This window comes from Methylorubrum sp. GM97 (assembly GCF_024347855.1).
GTDB lineage: Bacteria > Pseudomonadota > Alphaproteobacteria > Rhizobiales > Beijerinckiaceae > Methylobacterium > Methylobacterium extorquens.
The window spans coordinates 3944539-3965540 of the sequence record NZ_AP025942.1 but is presented as its reverse complement, the minus strand read 5'-3'; the positions used below and the strand labels follow the sequence as shown (position 1 = coordinate 3965540).

The 21002-nt window shown below is 65.4% G+C and carries 18 protein-coding genes, 1 tRNA gene and 4 pseudogenes; 12 read left to right on the top strand and 11 right to left on the bottom strand.

What is annotated here, in order from left to right:
• Positions 1-659: 659 nt before the first annotated feature.
• The 3 genes and pseudogenes from MSPGM_RS18550 to MSPGM_RS18540 all read left to right on the top strand — a co-directional run.
• A complete protein-coding gene (locus MSPGM_RS18550; protein WP_261925842.1) occupies positions 660-2129 on the top strand; it encodes a phosphomannomutase in 1470 nt (489 codons plus the stop codon).
• Between the two features lie 100 nt (positions 2130-2229).
• Positions 2230-3484, top strand: a pseudogene (locus tag MSPGM_RS18545) (IS701-like element ISMch7 family transposase).
• Positions 3485-3646: 162 nt separating this feature from the next.
• Positions 3647-3967: pseudogene (locus tag MSPGM_RS18540) on the top strand (transposase); the annotation flags it as partial.
• 249 nt (positions 3968-4216) lie between these two features.
• Here the strand turns inward: MSPGM_RS18540 and MSPGM_RS18535 are convergent.
• The 5 genes and pseudogenes from MSPGM_RS18535 to MSPGM_RS18515 form a co-directional block, all read right to left on the bottom strand.
• Positions 4217-4336, bottom strand: a pseudogene (locus MSPGM_RS18535) (IS110 family transposase); the annotation flags it as partial.
• 57 nt (positions 4337-4393) lie between these two features.
• Positions 4394-7123 (bottom strand): hypothetical protein, encoded by a 2730-nt coding sequence (locus tag MSPGM_RS18530; RefSeq protein ID WP_261925841.1) that lies wholly within the window; start codon positions 7121-7123, stop codon positions 4394-4396.
• On the bottom strand, positions 7123-7680 hold the full coding sequence (locus MSPGM_RS18525) for a hypothetical protein (protein WP_261925840.1): 558 nt from the start codon (positions 7678-7680) through the stop codon (positions 7123-7125). The genes MSPGM_RS18530 and MSPGM_RS18525 overlap by 1 nt, the downstream gene beginning before the upstream one ends.
• A gap of 3 nt (positions 7681-7683) precedes the next feature.
• On the bottom strand, positions 7684-8157 hold the full coding sequence (locus MSPGM_RS18520; protein WP_261925839.1) for a hypothetical protein: 474 nt from the start codon (positions 8155-8157) through the stop codon (positions 7684-7686).
• 7 nt (positions 8158-8164) lie between these two features.
• On the bottom strand, positions 8165-8401 hold the full coding sequence (locus tag MSPGM_RS18515) for a hypothetical protein (RefSeq protein ID WP_261925838.1): 237 nt from the start codon (positions 8399-8401) through the stop codon (positions 8165-8167).
• Between the two features lie 83 nt (positions 8402-8484).
• Between MSPGM_RS18515 and MSPGM_RS18510 the strand changes: the two genes are divergently transcribed.
• From MSPGM_RS18510 to MSPGM_RS25390, 5 genes are read left to right on the top strand one after another with little or no spacing between them, the layout of a single operon-like run.
• Complete coding sequence (locus tag MSPGM_RS18510) at positions 8485-8841, top strand: hypothetical protein (RefSeq protein WP_261925837.1); 357 nt, start codon at positions 8485-8487, stop codon at positions 8839-8841.
• Positions 8838-9350 (top strand): hypothetical protein, encoded by a 513-nt coding sequence (locus MSPGM_RS18505; RefSeq protein WP_261925836.1) that lies wholly within the window; start codon positions 8838-8840, stop codon positions 9348-9350. The genes MSPGM_RS18510 and MSPGM_RS18505 overlap by 4 nt, the downstream gene beginning before the upstream one ends.
• Positions 9337-9609, top strand: a complete 273-nt coding sequence (locus MSPGM_RS18500) for a hypothetical protein (RefSeq protein WP_261925835.1) — start codon at positions 9337-9339, stop codon at positions 9607-9609. The genes MSPGM_RS18505 and MSPGM_RS18500 overlap by 14 nt, the downstream gene beginning before the upstream one ends.
• Positions 9602-10069: a hypothetical protein gene (locus tag MSPGM_RS18495; RefSeq protein ID WP_261925834.1), complete on the top strand. Its 468-nt coding sequence runs from the start codon at positions 9602-9604 to the stop codon at positions 10067-10069. The genes MSPGM_RS18500 and MSPGM_RS18495 overlap by 8 nt, the downstream gene beginning before the upstream one ends.
• Before the next feature lie 10 nt (positions 10070-10079).
• Positions 10080-10355, top strand: coding sequence for a helix-turn-helix domain-containing protein (locus MSPGM_RS25390; protein ID WP_315974091.1), 276 nt, complete (start codon positions 10080-10082; stop codon positions 10353-10355).
• Here MSPGM_RS25390 and MSPGM_RS18490 read toward each other — a convergent pair.
• The 4 genes from MSPGM_RS18490 to MSPGM_RS18475 all read right to left on the bottom strand — a co-directional run bounded on the left by MSPGM_RS18490 (position 10277) and on the right by MSPGM_RS18475 (position 15723).
• The gene (locus tag MSPGM_RS18490) at positions 10277-11494 is read right to left on the bottom strand and encodes a tyrosine-type recombinase/integrase (RefSeq protein ID WP_261925833.1); all 1218 of its coding nucleotides are present in this window, start codon (positions 11492-11494) and stop codon (positions 10277-10279) included. The genes MSPGM_RS25390 and MSPGM_RS18490 overlap by 79 nt on opposite strands.
• A 164-nt stretch (positions 11495-11658) precedes the next feature.
• Positions 11659-11748, bottom strand: a tRNA-Ser gene (locus tag MSPGM_RS18485).
• 114 nt (positions 11749-11862) lie between these two features.
• Positions 11863-14025, bottom strand: a complete 2163-nt coding sequence (mdoH, locus tag MSPGM_RS18480) for a glucans biosynthesis glucosyltransferase MdoH (RefSeq protein WP_261925832.1) — start codon at positions 14023-14025, stop codon at positions 11863-11865.
• 51 nt (positions 14026-14076) lie between these two features.
• A complete protein-coding gene (locus tag MSPGM_RS18475; protein ID WP_209688414.1) occupies positions 14077-15723 on the bottom strand; it encodes a glucan biosynthesis protein D in 1647 nt (548 codons plus the stop codon).
• A gap of 413 nt (positions 15724-16136) precedes the next feature.
• Here MSPGM_RS18475 and MSPGM_RS18470 point away from each other — a divergent pair, with 413 nt between their 5' ends.
• The 3 genes and pseudogenes from MSPGM_RS18470 to MSPGM_RS18460 all read left to right on the top strand — a co-directional run bounded on the left by MSPGM_RS18470 (position 16137) and on the right by MSPGM_RS18460 (position 18416).
• Positions 16137-17306: a dimethylmenaquinone methyltransferase gene (locus MSPGM_RS18470; protein ID WP_261925831.1), complete on the top strand. Its 1170-nt coding sequence runs from the start codon at positions 16137-16139 to the stop codon at positions 17304-17306.
• Positions 17307-17458: 152 nt separating this feature from the next.
• Positions 17459-18140, top strand: a pseudogene (arsH, locus tag MSPGM_RS18465) (arsenical resistance protein ArsH).
• A 69-nt stretch (positions 18141-18209) separates the two neighbouring features.
• Positions 18210-18416 (top strand): hypothetical protein, encoded by a 207-nt coding sequence (locus MSPGM_RS18460; protein WP_003601423.1) that lies wholly within the window; start codon positions 18210-18212, stop codon positions 18414-18416.
• Positions 18417-18883: 467 nt separating this feature from the next.
• Here the strand turns inward: MSPGM_RS18460 and MSPGM_RS18455 are convergent, their stop codons facing one another.
• The gene (locus MSPGM_RS18455) at positions 18884-19108 is read right to left on the bottom strand and encodes a hypothetical protein (protein ID WP_003607107.1); all 225 of its coding nucleotides are present in this window, start codon (positions 19106-19108) and stop codon (positions 18884-18886) included.
• A gap of 579 nt (positions 19109-19687) precedes the next feature.
• On the opposite strand from MSPGM_RS18455, the gene MSPGM_RS18450 reads away from it, so the two are divergent.
• Entirely contained in the window at positions 19688-20719 is a 1032-nt protein-coding gene (locus MSPGM_RS18450; protein WP_012753449.1) for an LLM class flavin-dependent oxidoreductase, read from the top strand.
• On the opposite strand, the gene MSPGM_RS18445 is transcribed toward MSPGM_RS18450, so the two are convergent.
• Positions 20708-20902, bottom strand: a complete 195-nt coding sequence (locus tag MSPGM_RS18445) for a hypothetical protein (protein ID WP_012753448.1) — start codon at positions 20900-20902, stop codon at positions 20708-20710. The genes MSPGM_RS18450 and MSPGM_RS18445 overlap by 12 nt on opposite strands.
• Positions 20903-21002 lie beyond the last annotated feature (100 nt).

Genomic DNA, 21002 nt, shown 5'->3' with positions numbered 1-21002 from the left:
TTCAGTTTTCATGTCAGCGTCTCGTGGAGATGCAGTGCCTCGTATGTCAAGGGGCTGGGGAGTATGAAGAGGTTCGCTTACGGCATCGGAGCTTCTGGCACGGACAAGCTCTTTAATTCGCTGCTTTTGTACGGATGAAGAGCATTGGCTTGCCAAAATTATTGCCGAGAGCAGCCTTTCTGCGGTCGCCATACCCAGCCTCAGGCAGGTGTTGTTTATGCCATTCGGAAATTGCTTGATTTGCAATAACGCCAGCAGCGATTGAGCAGTTTCAGATCTTTTGGGAAGTTTTGCGCTCCATAGCTTGTGCTGAGTTTGTCAAAATATCGCCGTCGGCTCTCGTGGCTTGTATCAAAGCACGAGAGCTGCAATTTAGCATGGCGATAGATTGCAATTACATTGACTTAAGGTTTTCAGCACGATATTCACTAGAAGTGAGTCGCAATCCGAAATTGCCGTTAAGCAGCAACTTGTCGCATGCGCCGATTTAGTTACTTGCATTGCGTAGTATATTGTTTTTATTCTAAAATTTGGCGGCCGGCTGCGACGATTGGACGAGCGAAATTTGTAGTCTCACATCATGCCTGAAGAATTTACAGCCTCGTCGAGCCTGAAGTTTGCCGTCGTTAAATCCGTCAGTTCAAGAAAGTCTTAGCCTTATGGATGATCTGAAATTCGGGACTAGCGGCCTTCGCGGTTTAGTAACAAAGCTCGTAGGAGCTCCAACCTACAAATACACCTACGCATTTTGCAAATCCGTGGCATTGACGGGGGATTGTCGTAGGGTGCTTTTGGTAGGGTATGATTTGCGTTCCAGCAGTGCCGGTATCGCTGACACAGTCGCCGATGCCGCGATCGAAGCTGGATTTGAGGTATTCGATTGTGGCGCAGTTCCGACACCAGCTCTGGCGCTTGAAGCCATACGGATGAATGCTCTTGCTGTTATGGTGACTGGTAGCCACATCCCGGATGACCGCAACGGACTAAAATTTTACCGTCCTGACGGCGAGATCACAAAAGACGACGAGAAGTTGATTGCAAGTTTTATTACTGATTTTGGGCATGCCATACACGTCACCAAGAGTGCTTCTCCAAGGATAAAGCATAGATGTGCAATCGAAAATTATGCGCGGAGATATCTTGATGTCTTCTCACCATCTTCGTTGTCGGGCTTGCGTATCATAGTATATCAACAAAGCTCTGTCTCTCGCGACCTGCTTGCTAGTATTCTGGAATCTCTAGGCGCGACTGTGTCGCTTATCGGTCGATCCGACGCCTTTGTTCCGATCGACACTGAAGCTCACGGAATAGATGATATACAGTTTATAAGTAATGTAATGAGCAACAATGAATTTGACGCTTTAGTCACTACCGACGGTGATGGGGACCGGCCTTTAGTTGCTGATGCTAGCGGGAATATCGTACCTGGGGATATTCTCGGATTGATAGCGTCTTTATATCTAGCCGCTGACTCAGTGGTCGTCCCAGTCACGGCACGCTCTGCTATCGACGATATGGGTAGGTTTCAGCATGTCTTGCGTACCAGAGTTGGATCGCCCTTTGTCATAGCCGGCATAAACGACCTCAAGGCTATGGGAGGCAAAACTGTAGTTGGGTTTGAGGCGAATGGTGGCTTCTTACTCGGATCCGATGTTTATATTAACGATAAATTTCTCCAAGCTCTTCTTACTCGGGACGCCATACTTCCGATTTTGGCTACGTTCATCTACATCAAGCGATTAGGGTTGCCGCTGTCACAATTTGTTTCAAATTTATCTACAGGCGAAACCGCGAGTGGTCGACTGTCAAATATCCCATTAGATTTTAGTAAATATTTAGTGTCTTCGTTAGAAGGCTTTGATTTTAGCACAAATTTCCTGCGACCCATTGGTGATTTAGAGAATATTTGCGTTCAGGATGGCGTAAGGATGAGAATTAGTCGCGACCGGGTAATCCATTTTAGAGCTTCAGGTAATGCGCCGGAGCTACGGTGCTACACAGAAGCTAAATCTATTGTAGATGCTGAGGAGCTTCTTCAGTGGGGCCTACGAGCTGCAAGTGCTGCATTGGATTCTTATAGAAGTTCATCTGCTGGAAAGTTGCTACCCAGTCCGGTTGTTCCTGATTAGGACACTTTTAGGCGTCGTGCTCCGACTGAAGTCTATCCTCGCTAGCATTACAGTTGCTGGGCAAGACTCCTATTTGAGGGTTTTCGGATGGGAGAGTGCGATGCCCTCAGCCTCGCTCGAGTCCACGCTTGAACTCTGGTCGACGACCCTGCGGCAGACCAAGCAGCGCATCCGCCCGCTGTTTGCCGCCCCGAGTGTCGCCGCCTCGGCCAACGCCTTCCAGGACGGACTGCTCGGCGGTGAGCGGCGCAAGACCGGCTGGATGCGCGCCGAAGCTGCCGGTGACCCGGGTCCCCTGGCGTCAGCAGGCCATCCTCGGTCGCACGCACTGGGATGCAGAGGCGCTGCGCGACGTGGTGCGCGACGACGTCGTCGAGACGCTCGCTTCACTGGATGCGGTTCTCGTGATCGACGAGACCGGGTTTCTCAAACAGGGCAAAGCCTCGTGCGGGGTGGGCCGGCAGTACACGGGCTCGGCCGGCAAGATCACCAAGTGCCAGATCGGAGTGTTTGCTGCCTACGTCTCGGATCAGGGCCATGACTTCATCGATCGCCGGCTGTACCTACCCAAGGCTTGGACTGAGGATCCAGCCCGGCTGCGAGCCGCGCATGTGCCCGAGGCTGTCGCGTTCGCCACCAAGCCGAGATTGGCGCTCGCCATGATCGAGCGGGCCGTCCGGGCGGAAGTGCCGTTCGCGTGGGTAGCGGCCGACAGCATCTACGGCGTGGGCGAGATCGAACTGGCGCTGCGGCGGGCCTACAAGGGCTACGTGCTTGGCGTCACCGGTCAGCATCGGTTCTGGTCCTGGGACGCAAATCTCGACCTTGCGGGCACCGCCGACGACATCGCCAAGGGTATCCCCGACCAAGACTGGCTGCGCCTCTCGGCCGGAGCGGGCACCAAGGGAGCGCGGCTGTTCGACTGGGCCTATCTCCCGCTGGCCACACTACGGGCTGACGCGCTCGACGCCGCGCTCGATCAGAGCTTGTGGACGCGCGGCCTGCTGGTGCGGCGCAGCCTGTCGGATGGGGCGCTGGCGTACTTCACGACTTGGTGCCCGGCCGGTACCCCGGTCGAGAAGCTGGTGATGGTAGAGGGCCGCCGCTGGGCGATCGAGGACGCGTTCGAGACCGCCAAGACGGAACTCGGGCTGGCCCACAACGAGAGCCGTTCGTGGCACGGCTGGCACCGGCACGTCAGCCTGGTGATGCTGGCCTTCGCGATGCTGGCGCGGGTGCGCCGGCTGGCCAACGGGCCGCCCCCAAAAACGACGCTCATCGCCAAGCTCGCAGGTGCCGTGGTCCATTCAGGAGATCCGGCGCGTGGCGATGCGGCTGGCGCAACGGCGCATTGAACCCGCCTTCGTGCTCGCATGGTCAGCTTGGCGACGCGCCCACCAAGCTACCGCTCGACAGGCCCATCTCAAAGCTCGAATGCAACTGTAATGCTAGGGCCTGTCGTCGCCTGAACGGATTGTCGGTGCTCGCGTTTTCTCGTTTTCAAATGAGGAGGCGTGATGCTGTCAGACGCGCAGTGGGGTGAGTCGGAGCCGTTGATCGAGGCCTGTCGCCCGAAGGCTAAGACGCCGCCCAAGGAGCTTCGGCGCACGATCTCTGCGATCTTCTGGCGACATCAGAACGGGGCGAAGTGGCGCGCCATCCCCGAGGAGTTGGGGCCCTGGTGGCAGGCGGCACAGATCTTCATCCGCTGGGCACGCGCCGGGGTGTGGGAGCGGCTGCTCGATCGCGTGCAGGAGCGCGGCGTCGCGCTGGGCATGGTCTTCCTCGACGGCAGCAATGTGCGGGCTCACCAGAAGGCGGCGGGCGCGGCAAAACGTATGGCCCGCCCCGTCCGCAAGTGGCTCTGGATCCGCTGGTCTGTGCAGTCTGCATAAACGTATCCGGCCTTCCGGCAGAGCCGTTGGCCAAGATGGAGATCCGCGCGTCCTGGGCCTCATAAAGGGGTCGGCGTCATGCGCCATTTTTGCCGGGAGGCTTCCAGAACACCGGTCGACTGTCAGGCCATCTTCCTTCCACCGCTCGCAGACATCGGAAGGCCGGCGCCCGCCGCGCCGGCCGAACTCGGATCAGGCGGCCACGGCCGCCGGCTCGTAGACCCGCCCGTGGCGCAGCAGCGCCCAGACGATGCGCGCCATCTTGGCCGCCAGGGCGACCACCGCCGTGTTGGCGTGCGCTCGCGTCAGCACCGATGTCGAGGGAAGGTGAGATGCTGCCGGGATCGGACCGACGAGGCATGCCTCGGGCTACTGCAGCGCGACGCAGCCGCCGTACTGGACGTACTGGCCAGAGCCACCCATGAGACTGCCGGTAATCGGGATCATGGACACCCCGGTGTCACCGTTGACCGCAACCCCGAGCAGGCGGTTTCGGGTGGTCGTGTTGGCGCCCGTCAACGACCCTCCCATGGCCCCGGCGGCGAAACCTGACGGCAGGAAGACGTTGAACAGGGTCGGCGCGGCCGAGTAGCCGATCTGCGCGTAGCCGTTCACACAGAGGTCCTTGCCTTCGACGCGGTAACGGCTCTGCCGGTCGCCAACCGTCACGCCGGTTCCGTCCACGAATGTGATGTTGGCCGTGTAGAGCGTCCAATCGTCAGCAAGGGAGGCCGTTGCGGCCGAGATATTGGCGGTGACGTTACCCTTGGCGCGCTGAGACGAGGCGGCCCCAAGGCTGACGTCGGAGATGTCCGACGAAGCGGGGAGCTGCACGCCGTAGTTCTGCGAGCGGATGCCCTCGATGCCGCACTGGCGATAGCTCGCGCTCGCACCCGAGATAGCCCCCGGCGGAACGCTGTCGAGCTGGAGCACTGTGTCGCTGACAACCGACCCGACCTTATAGTATCCGCCGTTGAGCAGCAGATAGACCGGCCCCTTGATCTGGCTCAGGAATGACGTGCCCGTGCCGTTGAGCAGATTGCTCGACCCCGGATAGGTGACCGTGCCGGACAGGTTTGTAGCCGCGCACCCGGTGCCGTCGAACGCGGCGCCAGCCGCCGTCTCGATCCCCATGATGTCGTCGGTGATGTCGATGATCTTGGCGGTGATATCGGCGCCGCTCGGCCCAGCAGCTTTCAGCTTGATCCGCTGGCCGATGCTCAACTCGGACGAGTTCGAAGCGATCAGGGTCCGCTTGCCCTGAGACGTGCCGGGAACGAAGCTCACCTTAGTGGTGTAGGCCCGGTTCTGGGTGTCCTCTGCGGTCCAGTCCGAGATCGAGATGTTCCGCTTGTCGCCACCGAACCCGGCATTCCAGAAGAACCCGGCGCTGATGTTCGTCAGAAAGGACTCTTGGCCGTTGTTCAACGACACCAAGTTCGAGCCGCGGTGGTTGGTGCCGGTATTCCAAGTGAACCCGCCGCCACCGTTGTAGGCGGAATAGAGGCCGCTCAAGTTTACGTTGTCCACGGGGAACGGAGCGCTGCCGGGATACGAAATATTCGATGCGTTGCCCCAGAATGCGAAGCCGCCGCTCTTATTGCCGATGGATCGGATGTTGCTGAGGCTGACGTTGCTGCTCGCCAGAGAGACGCCATCGCCAGTTCGAGTGACCGTTCCATTTGAGACGATGATGTTATCCGAGTTTTTGTTCGAGTAGTGATCGAATGTGCTGTCGGAATTAAAGAAGGCGCGGATCTGGCCAGACGGATTGGTCTTGATACCGAACGCGCTTTCTGCGCCCGGATAAGGCGCAACGTTATATTGGCCGTCGATCACGAAGTTCGTGAAGGTGACGCGGCTTCCCGCGAGCAATGCTCCCCAATAGTAGCCCTGAAAATTCGTATTGGTAATGGTCGTGTCGTAGCAGTTGTCACAGTTCACGCCCCACGCCGCCTGCGTCGCGCGCGCGTCCGGAGCGCTCTGGCCAGGCAAGGTCGTAGAGAAGCCGCTGGCGCTCAGGCCGGTGATGGTGGTGTTGTAGAGCCGTTGCAGCGCGAACCCCGCGCTGTAGGGATCGCCGATCCGAGTGCCCTTGCTCGATGAGGTGCCGTCATACGCGAGATAGTACGATCCCTTGATCGAGATATTGCTGACCGTGCAGCTATAGCAATCGCCGACACCAAACGGGTAGGTAAAGCTGGGGATGGCTTTCCCGTTCACCGAATTTCCAATGTTATATCCTGCAAAATCGGCGATCGACGTGTTGAACGACGAGATTGAATTCAGGATCGCGGAACTATCCGTGACAACTATATTTCTGAGGCGCGCCCGGTCGCCGGCAAAATGCACGATGCCGAACGTCATGCAGTTCTTCAGCTTCACGCCGTCGATCGTCACGTCCGGCGTGGCGTCGATGTGGATGCAGCTCCAGAAGTCGCGCTGCACATAGAGCCCATTCCCCTGAACGCTGCGCGGCGTCGCAAGGTAGGCGTCGATCAAAGCGCCGCGGTTGCCGTCGATCGTCCCGGGCCCACGGATCGAAGATCCCTTGGCGGACGGCATGAAGCGGAAGATGCCGAAGTTGTATGTGGTCGCATTCGGGGTGAAGCCGGCGCCTAAAAAGATATCCGCGCCAGCATCGAGCACGATGTTGACGGTGCAGGTCTGTGCGACGAGTTCCTTCGTGACGCGGTAGCGGCCTGCGGGAAACTGCACCGTCGGGGGCGGACCGCCGGCCGTGCAGGAGTTCAGCGCAGCGATGATCGCGTCGGACACGTCGAGCGAACCCGCGCCCGAGCGAACGTCCGCGATCTGTGCCGGCGTGAGGCGTGACAGGATCGAAGGCGTCACATCGCGCAGCATCGCCCCCCCAACGCTGAAGTTGTCAGCGGGTCCGGTCGAACCGGGACCGAGGATCTGTAGCGTGTCGGGCGTGATGACTGTCTTATTACCCTCACGCTTGCCAAGCTTCAGGGCGTTGCCGAAGGTGATGTCGCCGTTGGCGCGGATCTCGCCGGGCGGTAGGGCGCGGGTCTGCGCAAATGTCGGCGCGGCGAACGCTAGCAACACGGAGAAAGAGGCGAGAAAGCGCTTCATCATAGGCGTATCCAGAGATTGGTGGCGCCGCGGCGGAAGCGAACGGCTTGATAAGGGCTGGAAAGAGCGATGACGCCGACACTGAGGGCGGGGTCGTTATCCGCCCCTCCAATAGTGTCATCCGTGCCCACGCCGGGGCGAACCTTGATCAGCCGAACGTCCGAACAGGCTCCGCTTTCGTCAGCAATGAGAAGATCTTGGCCAAACGGAAAGCTATCGACATCCGGCAATGAGATCACCCGAGAAGCAGTCAATGCTTCCATTGCGACTTGCCGGTCAGTTGCTAGACACTGGTAATCCGCGTCGTTCACGACGGTCGGCGGCTCCTGCGCACCCGCATTGTCAATCGCTTCACGCAGGCCCGGCACATCATCAATTTCCGGCCGCAGGGGGTAGGCAGGCAGATCGGCCGGCGGAGTCACACCATCCCCAATCAAGCGGAACCTGTCCGTCTGATTGATGAACTCTTCCCCATCCGCCAGCGCGGCCGGTCGGCGTCCTGGCACCTTGGTGCGCTTGACCTGAAGGCGGTCAACAATGAGGGTCTGGTCCGCCATCGGCTAAATCTCGCCCCCGTCCACAATGGCCGTGATGGTGCCGCCCCCGCCCGCTGGGACAGCTTCCGCAACAGAGGCGGATCGTCCGCCGTCATTGATGCCGCGCGTCTGCACGACGAACCGGAACGGCTCGATCTCTGCCATCTCGTCGCCGATCCACGCGCCAATGCAGCCCTCGTAGGAGCCTGCCGCGAGCCCGCTCATCTGGTTGGGCGGAAAGAGCCACGTCACGACGAGCGAGCTACCGTTCACCGCGACAGCGAGGCGACCGGTCTCATCATCGGTACTTGCGGCTAGGACGAAGTAGCCCGCCCCGCTTCGTGACCAGCCATAGTCCGAGCCGCCGGGGCGGGCGTCAGTCGGCCATGCGTTGAAGGTGAAAACGGTCTGCGACGGGTCGGGCAGGCCGTTCGCATAGATGGTGAGCGTGTCGTGCCACTGGCCGCGGTTCGACACCGGGCGATGAAGGTTCTGCATCGCCGCCTCAGAGCTTCAAGTAGGTCGAGACGAGGATGAACGGCGGGAGCCAGTTCATGGCCGCGCCACCACCCTGCGGGGTCAGGGAGACGGTGATGTTGTGGAAGTGCGAGCCCTGTAGGTCGGTCCCGAATGTGTGCGAGTGCGCTCCGGCCCCGAGCGTGAAGCCGGACGTATTGGCTACCCCGCCACCCACGTTATCGACCGCACCAGCGCCGCCCGGCGTCGCGTAGCCGATCTGCACATGGTAGTTGACCTGATGGAAGTGGTCGCCGGCCGTTGAGGTGCTGCCCGTGTGAGCATGGGTGGACAGGCGGAGGGTTGATCATGGGCGTCGTCAACGTGATCGTCTCCGGGCCGGTGGGCTCGGGCAAGTCGGCCCTGTGCTTCGAGATCCTAGCCGCTCTCCGCGCAATCGGGGTCCAAGCCGAAGTTGTCGGACAGAGCCCCGGCGACGTGGACGGTGATCCGATCCGCAGCCTCGAAATCTATCGAGAGACGCTGAAGGTCGTCGTCTCCGAGAACCTGATGAACGAGCGGATGGTCTCCGCCCGCGTCGGCGGCTCGTACCAGATGCCGGACGGTCGCGAGTTCTGGGTCGATGCGCCGGTCGCCCAAGAGATCGCTCGGCGCGCGCTCGGCGTCAGCCCTTCATCCAACGATCGGCTCGGAGAGAAGGCATGACCCCCGCCAACCCCGATGCGCTGGCGTATGCGCTGGCCGAGAATGACCGTCTGCGCGCCGCCCTGGCGAACAGCGGTGGCCCGTGCGCCTACTGCAACCTGTCGCGCGAGGATTGGACCAAGTGCCAATCCGGCTTTCCTGGCTGTGGCCGAGCCGACGACGCGATGCTCTGCCCGCACTTCGGCGCGGAGATGCAGGCGAACGACCGGGCAGACGCCGCCGAGGCCCGCGCCGCCCAGCTGCAGGCCGAGGTGGAGGCGCTGAAGGGGGCGCTGAAGCCGTTCGCGGAGGCCGCTGAAGCCTACGGCCACAGCCACTACGAGAGCCAAATCAACGAGCGTCCGGCTTGGGCGGGCAAGAATTACGTCGAGGCACGTCTTCTCGCGAAGCACCTCCGAGCCGCCCGCACCGCACTCGCCGCCCGCGCGGCCACGGCAAGGGAGGGACAGACCCATACCCCCGCCAGTGGTGCGCTCAAGATCGAGGAGGCAGACCGTGCCAGCGAATGAACCCCTGCGCGAGCGCGTCCGTGATCCCAAGACGAACCGCACCCACGAGGTGTTGGCGCGAGATGCCGAAGTCGTCTCCGCCTCGCCCTTCCAGAACGGCGCCAAGGCCGTCGTCATCCGCTGCATGCTCACGGCTCGGGTGCGGGTGATCCCCACGCACGAGATCGACGTGCGCTTCGTCCCCGTGGACCCGTCAGAACCCGTATCGCGCTCGAAGCTGCATGTCGTCTCGAAGTCGGAGGATGATCGTCATGGGTGATCCCAAGAGCCTCGCCGCCGAGATCGAGGCGGTGTCCGAACGCGAGCGCGCCCGGCTCATCGCGTGGCTGTTCCGGCATCCGCTGTCCACGCAGACCACCATCGACCGCGAGATGACAGCCGACGCCCTGATGGCAGACTTCATCGCCCCACGGCTCGCCGAGATCGCCGCCCTCCAGAGCCGTGCCTTTGAGGACGGGGCGCGGAAGGGGCTGTCGGACGCGCTGGCCGCCTACGATGCCGCCGAGCGCGAGCTAGCGACGGCAGAGGCTGTCTACGAAGAGACCTCGGGCCGCATGACCGAGACAGCCGGCATCGACGAAATCATGGACCGCATCGGTGCTGAGGAAGCCTGCATGCGGTGTTCGGCAGCCGCAGGGATCGCGCAGGCGAAACTCGTCGAGGCTGTCCGCGCCGCCCTCGCCCCCAACACGACAGAAGGGGGAACGGATCGTGCCTAGGGAGAGCCGCATGCTAGAACAGAACGAAGGCGGCCGTCCGCTCCCAGAGCGCAAGCCGAGCCGTGACACGAAACAGGCGCCGACGCCCCTAGCCTATCGTCCCGCCGCAGCCGCCCAGGTGCTCGGCGTCAGTCGCTCGACCATCTACCAGATGATGGCAGACGGGAAGCTAGCGGCTCGGCATCTCGGCGGGGCAACGCTGATCGCTCACGAAGAACTTGTGCGGGTGCTGGAAGCCGCGCCGCTCACGCCGCATACGAAGTTCGCCCAGGCGTCCATCAAATGACGCCGCTTCTCCAAGGCATCGCCTCGCCGGTAGGCTCGCTCTGTCTCATCTCCAACGAGGTGGGCGAGCGCGGCTTCGGCGAGGTCGCCGGGGAAGTCGGTCTCTTCGTCCACCCAATCGCGGAACGTGGAGCGGAAGCCGTGCACGGTGAACTCGCCCATGCCGCCACGGCGGAGCAGCATCAGGAACACCATGTCGCTGAGCTTGGTGTTCTTGCGCGAGGGGAACACGAGATCGCTGCCGGCCGGGTCGTCCGGTCGGGCATGGCGCAGGATGGAGAGAGCTTCGGCCGACAGGGGCACGCGGTGCTCGCGGCCACCCTTCATCCGCACGCCGGGCACGATCCAAAGGGCGCCGGCCATATCAACCTCGCCCCACGTCATGCCGCGCACCTCGCCGGAGCGCGCTGCCGTCAGGATCGTGAGCCGCAGAGCGAAGGCGCTCGGCTCGGTTCGGAAAGACAGGTAGGTGTAGAAGCCGGGAAGCTTGGTTCTCGGCATGGCGGGGTGATGCCCGCGCGCAAGCTTCTTCTGGCGGGGAAGCAGCACGTCGAGGTGGCCGCGCAGCCGAGCCGGGTTGTCGCCCGAGCAATGACCGGCGGCCCGAGCTGCATCAATGACCCGCTCGATGCGCCCCCGGATGCGCCGCGCAGTCTCCGCCTTCGTGGACCAGATCGGCCGCAACACGTCGAGCACGTCGGCCGTGCTCACGTCCCGAACCGCCTTGTTCCAGATCGGCGCGGCCTGGATCTCAAGCGTCTGCCGCCACTGCGCACGATGGGCCGCGTTGCGCCACGTCGTCTCGCGATCGGCCATATAGGTGATCGCCACCTCGGCGAAGGTCGCAGCCTTGGTGGGGACAGGCGATGGGGAAGCCCGCTTCTCGTGGAGGGGATTGATCCCCACCGCGATCTTCTGCCGAGCCTCAGCGGCCAGTTCGCGCGCTTTCACCAGCGGCACGGAGTTGACGGCACCGAGCCCCATTTCGTGACGCTTGCCGCCCATGCGGTAGAGCATGATCCAGCTTTTGGCACCGCTAGCCGTGACGTTGAGATAGAGGCCGCCGCCATCCGCGTGCCGGCCGGGCGCGTCGAGAGACTGCACCTTGCGGGCCGTCAGACGGTTGATTGCGTTCGCCATCCCCACCAGCCCCGCCAGCATCCCCACCGCGTTCCCTACCGAGAGAGCCGACAGGCTTGTCTCAGATTTGGACGCCCTTGGACGGGTAAGGCCATCTGCACCCCCGGCTCAAGGGGCGACGCGCTACATGGTCGGAAAATATCGGACAGCCTTGGAAATAGTACTGGCGGAAGGGGTGGGATTCGAACCCACGGTGGAGTTGCCCCCACGGCGGTTTTCAAGACCGCTGCCTTAAACCACTCGGCCACCCTTCCCTGTCCGCGGAGGCGCGCGATCCAAGCGCGCCGTGGCGTCACAGGCTTGTCTATGGCCCCCTGGGGATCAGCGTCAATGTGCGATGCGCGGGTGCGCAGGGCGGAGAGCCGGGCTCAGGCTGGCCGCAGGCGGGTGAGCTGATCGAGGAGGGCGCGGTCGTGGAGGAGGGCGAAGCGCTCTTTCGGGGTGAGCCAAGCCTGCGCCTCGGCCAGGGTTTCGGCCTCCACGATCTTGGCGCGGGCGAGTGTGTGGTCGGCGTCGATGGTCCCGCGCGGCCGGGGCGTGCCTTCGGGCAGCATCGCTGCGTGGGCGCGGGCGAGGGTCGGGTCGGCCTGGAGCGCGGCGAGCGCGTCAGTGTCGTCGAAGCCGCGGGCCTCGTTGCGGCGGGCGAGTTCGCCGGCGCGGCGGGCGATGGACGGCTGGGCGTGCTCCTCCGGCGTCACCAGCAGGCCGCGGTGCTTCAGCGCGAGCCCGAGCGCCAGTTGCCCACTCGCCCAGGAGAGCGGGATCGCCAGCACGAGGCCGAGGATCGTCGGCGACATCCACAGGAACAGGGAGGTGGCGATGGCAAAGGCTGCGACGCCGGTGACGAGGCCGAGGCCGGTGTGCCAGCGGTGGCGGCGCACGATGTCCGAGAGGGGGATCGAGCCGTCGTCGCGGCGCTGGGGGTTCCAGCCGGTGTCGCGCCCGGCCAGGATCTGGAACACTGAGCCCGACTGGACCAGCATCGCGATCGGCGCGATCAGCGCCGAGAGCAGGATCTCGATCAGGAAGGACAGGGTCAGCCGTCCCGCGCCGCCGCTGGCCCGCCGGGTCTCGACGTCCAGAAGCGCCAGGATCAGGCCCAGAAACTTCGGGGCGAGCAGGATGCCCATGGTCAGGGCGAAGAGCTGGAGCGCGCGCACCGGGTCGAAGCGCGGCCAGACCGGGTAGAGGCCGAACTCGGCGGAGAAGTATTCCGGGCGCACCCAGGCGGTCTGCAGCACGATGATGATGCCGATCACCAGCTGGGCGAGCCAGAGCGGCGATGCGACGTAGCCGGCGATACCCGTGGCGAAATGCTGGCGCGAGGCTGGCGCGAGGCCCGCCGCGCCGATGACGCGGGCATGCTGGAGGTTGCCCTGCGCCCAGCGCCGGTCGCGCACGGAGAGATCGATCAGCGAAGGCGGGCTCTCCTCGTAGGAGCCCTCCAGCCGCGGCAGCATGGTGACGCCCCAGCCGGCGCGGCGGATCAGCGCCGCCTCGACGAAATCGTGGCTGAGGATGTGGCCGCCGAAGGGCGGGCGGCCCTTCAGGTCCGGCAGGCCGGCGGCCTCGGCGAAGGCCTGCATCCGGATGATCGCGTTGTGGCCCCAGTAATTGCCGTCGCGGCCCGACCAGACCGAGAGGCCGGTGGCGATGACGGGGCCGTAGATGCGCGCGGCGAATTGCTGGAGCCGGGCGAACAGGGTGTTGCGGTTGATGATGAGCGGCAGGCTCTGGATGATGCCGGCCTGAGGGTCGGCCTCCATCGCGGCGGCGAGCCGCACGATGCAGTCGCCGGTGAGCAGGCTGTCGGCGTCGAGCACCAGCATGTGGTCGTAGGCGCCACCCCAGCCGGTGACGAAGTCGCCGATATTGCCGGCCTTGCGGTGATGGTTCTTTGCCCGGTGGCGGTAGTAGAGCCGGGCCTCGGGACCGAGTTCCGCGCGCAGATCGAGGAGCGCGCGCTCCTCGGCGACCCAGGCGTCGGCCTGGGTCGAATCGGAGAGCACGAACCAGTCGAAATGGCGCCCGAGGCCGGTGGCCTCGACCTCCTCGTGCATCGCCTGGAGCCCGGCGAAGACCCGGGCGCTGCCCTCGTTGTAGACCGGCATGACGATGGCGGTGCGGGTGGAAAGGCTCGCCGGACGCGGCGCCGCCTTGTCCCGCAGCAGCAGCGTCGCGAAGCCGAGGAGCGCGCCGGTGAAGGCCAGCGCGATCCACGAGAAGTTCAGGACGAACAGCACCAGCAGCACGTACTGAAGCCAGGTCGCGCCGCCGGAGACCGAGATCACCTCGTACATCTGCCACGCGCCGTAGGCGGTGAGGGCCGCAGCCCCGCCGAACACGAACAGGCGTGCCGCCAGCGGCCCGCCGCCGCCGTCGCGGCGCGTCGCGGGCCGGGTGCGCAGATCCTGCACCGGCATCGCCAGGGGTGCGCGCGGCGGCATGGAGGCCGGCTCGGTCCGCGCCTCGGCCTGGTGCGCCACGGGGCGGTCCATCACGGTCGAGGCGCTATCGGCGGTGTCGGGCATCGTCGCTCCGGCAAGGGGTCGGCAACGGGCTGCGAAGGCGCCCGCAAGGGATTACGGCGTCCAGCGGTACAGCCACGTTTCCGTGATCTGTCGCCCTTCCGTCTTGAGGGCAAGGCGCAACTCGCAGGCCCGCTCGCTGCCCGGATCGAGCTCGAAGGCGACGCGGACGGTGCGGGTCTCCGGATGGGCGATCCAGCGGGTCGCGCCCTCGACGATCCGGCCGGGGCCGGCGATCAGCACGGTCTCGACGGGCACGAGGGCGCCCTCAGCGGTGAACAGCCCGTCGCCGGTAAAGTCGACGAGGAACAGGCGCCGGGGATTGGCGGTGCCGCGGCCGCTGCGCGTGCTCGTGACCCGCGCGAGCGGGCTGCCCTGCGGTGATGCCGAAGCTGGCTCGCGGCCCCAGTTCTGCCGGTAGGCGAGACGGACCTCCTGGCCCGCGGGCAGGGCCGCCTTCGGCCGCCAATAGGCGATGACGTTCTCGTTGACTTCCGAATCGCTCGGGATTTCGAGGAGCGTCACGGCGCCCTCCCCCCACAGGCCCTCGGCGCCTGCCTCGGCAGCGCCGGTGGCCTCGCCCGGCTCGACCCAGAGCGAGGGGCAACGTTCCCAGTGGCGGCCGTCATCCTCGAAGGTCGTGAACGAACGGTCCCGTTGCGTCAGGCCAAATCCCTGCGGGCGGTTGTCGAGGAAGCCCGAGATCTGGAGCGTCTCCGGGTTGCGCACCGGGCGCCAAATCGCCTCCCCGCCGCCATTGCGGATCTGCAGGCCGCCCGCGGCATAGACCGCGGCCCGGGCATCGTCCGCGCCGCGCCGGTCGTGCGGGCCGAACAGGAACGGTGCCTGCATGCCGCTGAGCCCGAGGTGATCGACGGCCTTGCGGGTGACCAGGGTGGCGGTGATCGCCGCGGTCGAGGTCTCGCCGGGGCGCAGTTCCAGGCGCAGGGCGGCAGCGAGCGAATCGGAATCTAGCAGGGCGTGGATCACCAGCGGGCCGTCGGGCGTCTTCGGGCGCTCCACGAACAGGGCGCGCCAGCGGGGGAATTCCTCGCCGCGCGGGTCGGCCGGGCGCAGCATCAGCGCGCGCCCATCGACGCCGAATTCCTGGCCCTGCCCCACCAGCCGGTAGAAGCAGGCGCCCTGGAACACCGCGAAATCCTGATGCCGCTCGCCGAAGCGCGCGCGGATGCGCAGGCCGGAAAAGCCCGGTTCGCGACCGGATTCCGGCAGGGCCGCCGCACCCGCCTCCGTGCCCGCGTCGTAATGCGTGCGGTCGTAGACGACGGGACGGACCACGCCGTCCTCGACGAGGAACAGGGCGACCCGGTCGGTGAAGTAGAAGCCGCGCGGCAGCGGCTCGACCGCGAAACCGTGCGGCTCGCCGCCCCAAATCAGCGCCTCGGGCCGGATGCGGATCGCCTCGTAGGCTTCCCGCGGCAGGTTCTTGAGCGCGTCGGGGACGTCGTTCGCGGTCTGGGCCACGAAGGGCCGGTTGCCGAGCGCCCGGGCGAGGTCGGGCACGGTGGCATCCGAGAAGGGCGAGCCCGCCGCGGGCAGGGCCGGCGGCGCCGCCTGCGCCTCCACCCGGCCGGGCAGCAGGGCCAGGGCGGCGCCGGCCGCGACCCCGCCGAGGAGCCGGCGGCGGTCGATCGGCGCCGGACCCGCATCGCGGGTCGAAAGGTCGGTCGGATGCGTCATTCCCTCGTCGGCTCTCACGGTCATCGTCACAAAGTCATCGCGTCTTTCACGAAACGCCCGCTGCGCCGCCGGGCCCGGAGGGGAGACGATCGCAGACCGGGCGTTCGATGAGGCACTGTTCGTCTCAGAGCGTTCTCGGGGTGAAGAACGGTCGCAGATAGGATCTCAACGCCTGAACCGGGCGTTAAGGTTGCCGGCTTTGCCCGAGTCTTCGCTGCACGTCTGCCGCCATTTCCGTTTCCGGGCGATGCGCCGCGGACAGGACGGCACCGAGCCCGGACTCGACGAAGGCCCGTGGACCTTCCGGGGCCGGCCGGCGTAAGAGGCTTGCGATCTCGCACGCCGCATCAGCGGCGCCCGCCGTCTCGCGTCCCGCGAGCCTCCTGTCCAGCCTTGAGACGATGATTCTGCCGATGATTGTCACGCAGATCACCCACCACGACCTCGACGGCTACGGCGCCTCGACGGTGGCCGCCGCCTTCGCGGACGTGGCGCGGGTGGTGCATGTCGCCCGCTATTCCGATGTCGGCCCGGTGGTGGAGGACGAGCTGAAGCGCCTGCGCGGCGCGACGGCCTCCGAGACGCTGCTGATGACCGATCTCGGGCTGGAGGAGCCGACCATCGCCTTCCTGCGCCGCTTCGCCGCGATGAACCGCGGCCGGGCGGAGGGCACGCATCACCGCCTCGTCGTGCTCGATCACCACGCCTCCTCGATCGATCAGCTCAAGCGCCAGAACCTGGAGACCGCGCCCGATCCGGAGCGCGCGGGGCTGCTGCGGGCGGATCTCGGCGACCCGGAGGTGTTCGTGCTCATCGACGAGGCGCATTGCGCCACGCGGATGGCCTACGACCAGCGCGCCCTCTACGCGCCCGAGGCGAAGATGCCCGGAGAGACGGCGGCGGCCGACCTCGCGGCGCTGATCGAGTCGGTCGAGGCGCTCGACCTGTGGAAGAAGGGCGAACCCGCCTTCGCCGGCGGCCTCGCCCTCGACGAGATGTTCTGGGACAGCGTCTCGACCCTGGTGCCGGCGAGCCACCCCTGGCACGACCGCTTCGTCTCCGATCTGCTGATGGCGGCGGCCGGCCTGCTGCAGGCGGGCTCCACTCCGGCGGAGCTGGAGCGCCGCTCGGGCGAGTTGCGCGCCCGCCTCGTCGATGGCCTCCTTGCCGGTGAGGCCGGCGACGATCCGACCTTGACCGCGCGCCAGCGCCTCGCCCGGGCGCTCGCCCGCTCGGACGCGCTGTTCCACCGCCTGTCGGACGGCACGCTGCTCTCCTTCGGCCTCGATTCCGGCACCTTCCAGCGGGTCTCCGATCAGGTGATGGAGGCGGGCCGGGCCAAGCGGGTCGTCAACGTGCAGCGGGCGGGCACGCTCTCGTTCCGCTCCATCGACGGCACGGCGCTCGACGGCGCCCGCGCCTTCCGTGGCGGCGGCCACCGCGACGCGGCCGGCGGCAAGCTGCCCCAGGGCAGCGCGCATTCCCGCGAGGACGCGGTCGCCCAGGTCGAGCCGGTGCTCAACCCCCCGCCCCCGGACCTGTCCGGCAGCCCGTTCGCCGCGCTCAAGAACTGGAAGGGGTGATCGCTTCACCTCTCCGGATACGAGGGGCCGAACCCCATCAGCCTGACTGCATGACAGGATGCTGAGGGTGGAAAGCAGGAATTGGTTGGATGTGAGGGGAAAAGTCCGGATCAGGAACCGAAGCGGACGAAGCATAGAGATATAACTAGCGGGTGCCGAGCAGCGCGCACTTGGGCCTGTCGCAGCGGTTCGTGCACGCGCCACGGTTTCCGATCCTCTACGGCTCGCTGCGGGAGCGGTCGTTCAGCCGCTTCCTGGCCTATGAGGCGGCGCGGCTCTTGGAAGCCATGGGCGGAGAGGTGCGCATCTACGACGCCCACGGGCTGCCCTTGCCCGACGACATAACTGCCGACCACCCGAAGGTGCAGGAGCTGCGCGCCCTCTCGATTTGGTCCGAGGGGCAGGTGCGGGTCAGCCCCGAACGGCACGGCAACCTGACCGGGGTGATGAAGAGCCAAATTGACTGGCTGCCGCTTAGCGAGGGCAGCGTGCGCCCGACGCAAGGGCGCACCCTCGCCGTGATGCGGGTGTCCAGCGGCTCGCAGAGCTTCAACGCCGTGAACAGCCTGCGCGTGCTCGGGCGCCGGAGGCGGATGATTGCCACCCCGAATCAGGCTTCGGTGACGATGGCCTACAAGGAGTTCGACGAAGCCGGCCGCAAGAGGCCGAGGCTGCTCTGACCGGGTGGTGGATGTCAGCGAGGAGCTGATAAAGTTCACGCTGCTGACCCGCGAGCGAGCGGACTACCTAGTGGATCGCTACAGCGAGCGGAAAGAGCGGGAGCCGGAGAGCCTGAAGGCGGTGGCGACCGACCTCGGTTTTGTGAAGCGGTAGGCAAGCGCTTGACCTTCCCCCTATGGGAAGGGTCACAATCACGCAGCATCCTGCGGAGGACACCAAGCCATGAAGAACCTGATTGCGAGCGCGACAGCCTTGCTACTGCTGAGCGCTGCTCCTGCTCTCGCCATGAGCTGCTGCGGTGGCAGCAAGGGCAAGGGCGCGATGATGTGCGGGAAAGGCAGCATGGCGATGAACCACGCCCAGAAGGGCAAGAAGGGTGGTTGCTGCTGCGAGGGTATGAGCGGCGGCAACATGAGCAAGCGTACCTGAGCTGCGCCACGTCGTGCCCCAATCAGGCCGGGCCGACTGCCCGGCCTTTTTTGCGCGTGCTATTGGTCAAAACTCGTCCCAACGCGCACGTAGCACTCACACCTGACCGACAAAGCTGATGCACAAGCGGCACGGTGCAGCTAGGCCGAAACTTCATAATTCAAAATTTCCGGCTGGCTCGGGGTAGTCGTTGCCAATCAGGCACTTGGAAGGCGCGAAAGTCTCGCCCGAAACTCAACTCATAGGTTCCGATTTCCATCCGCTCCAGACATTGGGATGTGGCTGCTCGAAGGTCCGACTGGGGTCGCAAGCCGTCCTTCGAACGATCAAGCTGATTGGATCTTGATCCTTACCTTCCCTCCTCGTCTTCATCCTCGGGCGCTTGGATACAAGCGGTTTGGATCGGATCGAGGTCGGCGGCCTCTCGTGAAAACGATGGTGATGTCGGATCGTCCGGTCGAATAGGCTCAGATCCCGAGATTGAACGGCAGGTCGAACAGCGTCGAGTGATCGACGTAGCTGACCCGCAGGGTGTGCTCGCGGGCGCCGTCGGGCAGGGTCTCGCCCTCGCGCAACGTGCGAATCATGTCGCGGGCGGCGCGGAAGGCCATGCCGCAATCCGGGCAGTCGCGCGTCTCCGTCCGGCCGACCGTCTGGCCGTTCCGGCATAGCTCGAAATGAAAGAGAGGCATCCGGTGCCGGTCTCCGAGCAGCGTTCGGAGCGTACTCGTGCAAGCCTTGAGCCGTGATGCGGATGACAACGCAATGTGGTGGAAATTTCGCTTGCCTGCCAGCCGATTGGGCAGTCGCTCCGTGCAGGCACAAAAAACCCGCCGGCTTTCGCCGACGGGTTTTTGCAGGGGCCACGCTCTCTCGCGCGATGGGAGCTGCCGCCTCGCCCTCGGACTGGCGGGGGAACTCGACCTGTCGCAGCGTTTAGGGAGCCACTATCCCTGCCGATCTTGGTTGGGTGGCGTGTCCTGATCCGCGTCGGCGGTGCGCGTGGGGGAGCCGTTGATGCCGTGAAGTTTCATGGCCAACCTCCTTGTCTCAGGGCGGCGCCGCAGCGCCGATGAAGAGAGGCTAGGACGGTTCGCGGGCCGCGCGCAAGCCCCTTTCTTTCCCTTATCCGCCCTCTCGCCAACCTCCGGCGGCGGCCTTGCGCGGTCCCGTTCCTTGCGCCGGGGCGTCCTGCACACGATCTGTCCGCTTCGAGGGGAAACAGTTTTTTCCGCCCCCACGGGCGTGAAGCGAAGGTGCGCGGCTTGCTGATGTCCTCCTCTCTGCCTCCCCTCTCCGTCCTCGATCTCGCCTTCATCCCGGAGGGCGCCACGCCGCGGCAGGCGCTCGCCAACAGCGTCAGCCTCGCCCGGCACGCGGAGGAGCTCGGCTACCGCCGCTTCTGGCTCGCCGAGCACCACAACATGGTCGGCATCGCCAGCGCCGCCACGGCGGTGGTGATCGGCCATGTGGCGGCGGGCACGGATCGCATCCGGGTCGGCGCGGGCGGGATCATGCTGCCCAACCACGCGCCGCTGGTGATCGCCGAGCAGTTCGGCACGCTGGAATCGCTGTATCCGGGCCGGATCGATCTCGGGCTCGGCCGGGCGCCGGGCACGGATGGGCTGACGCTGCGCGCGCTGCGCCGCGACTACGAGTCGGCGGAGCGCTTTCCCCAGGACGTGCTCGAATTGCAGGCCCTGTTCGGCCCGGTGCGGGAGGGGCAGTCGGTGCAGGCGGTGCCCGGCACCGGCCTCAAGGTGCCGCTGTGGATCCTCGGCTCGAGCCTGTTCGGGGCAGAACTCGCCGGCATGCTCGGCCTGCCCTACGCCTTCGCCTCGCATTTCGCGCCCGATGCGCTGCTGCCGGCGCTCGCGGCCTACCGCGCCCGCTTCCAGCCGTCCGAGCAGTTGCAGCGGCCCTACGCCATGGTCGGCGTCAACGTCGTTGCGGCGGAGACCGATGCGGAGGCGCAGCGCCTGTTCACCACGGTGCAGCAGCAATTCACCCGGCTGGTGCGCGGCACCCGCGGCCTCCTGCCCCCGCCGATCGACGACATCGAGGCGTATTGGCGCCCGGCGGAGAAGGCGCAGGCCTCGCGGATGCTGGCGCGCGCGCTGGTGGGCTCGCGCGAGACCGTCCGCGCCGGGCTGGAGGCGCTGGTGGCCGAGACCGGCGCCGACGAGGTGATGGTGGCCTCGGCCATCTACGACCACGACGCGCGGCTCGCCTCCTACGCGATCCTCGCCGAGGCGCATGGCGCTCTGGCAGCGCAGGCCCTGCCCGCGCGCTCAGCGGCCTGAACGGGCTGCGGGCTTCCCGGCGGCGGGCGGCGGCGGAAGCTGCGAGATGTGGCGCAGGGCCGGTGGCGCCGCCGTCGTCCCGGCCGCGGGCGCACCTGCCTGTTCCGTCACCCGCGCGATGACGCTGCCCAGGGCGAAGCCGCTGAGGCTCAGAAGGATCGCGATGCCGGTGTGCTTGATCATGGCCGGTATCCAAGGCCGGGCCCGGCGGGCGTGGATGGGGCCGATCGTGGCGGGAATTCATTGACGGATCGTGGACAGATCGTGCCGCCGGCCGCGCGGA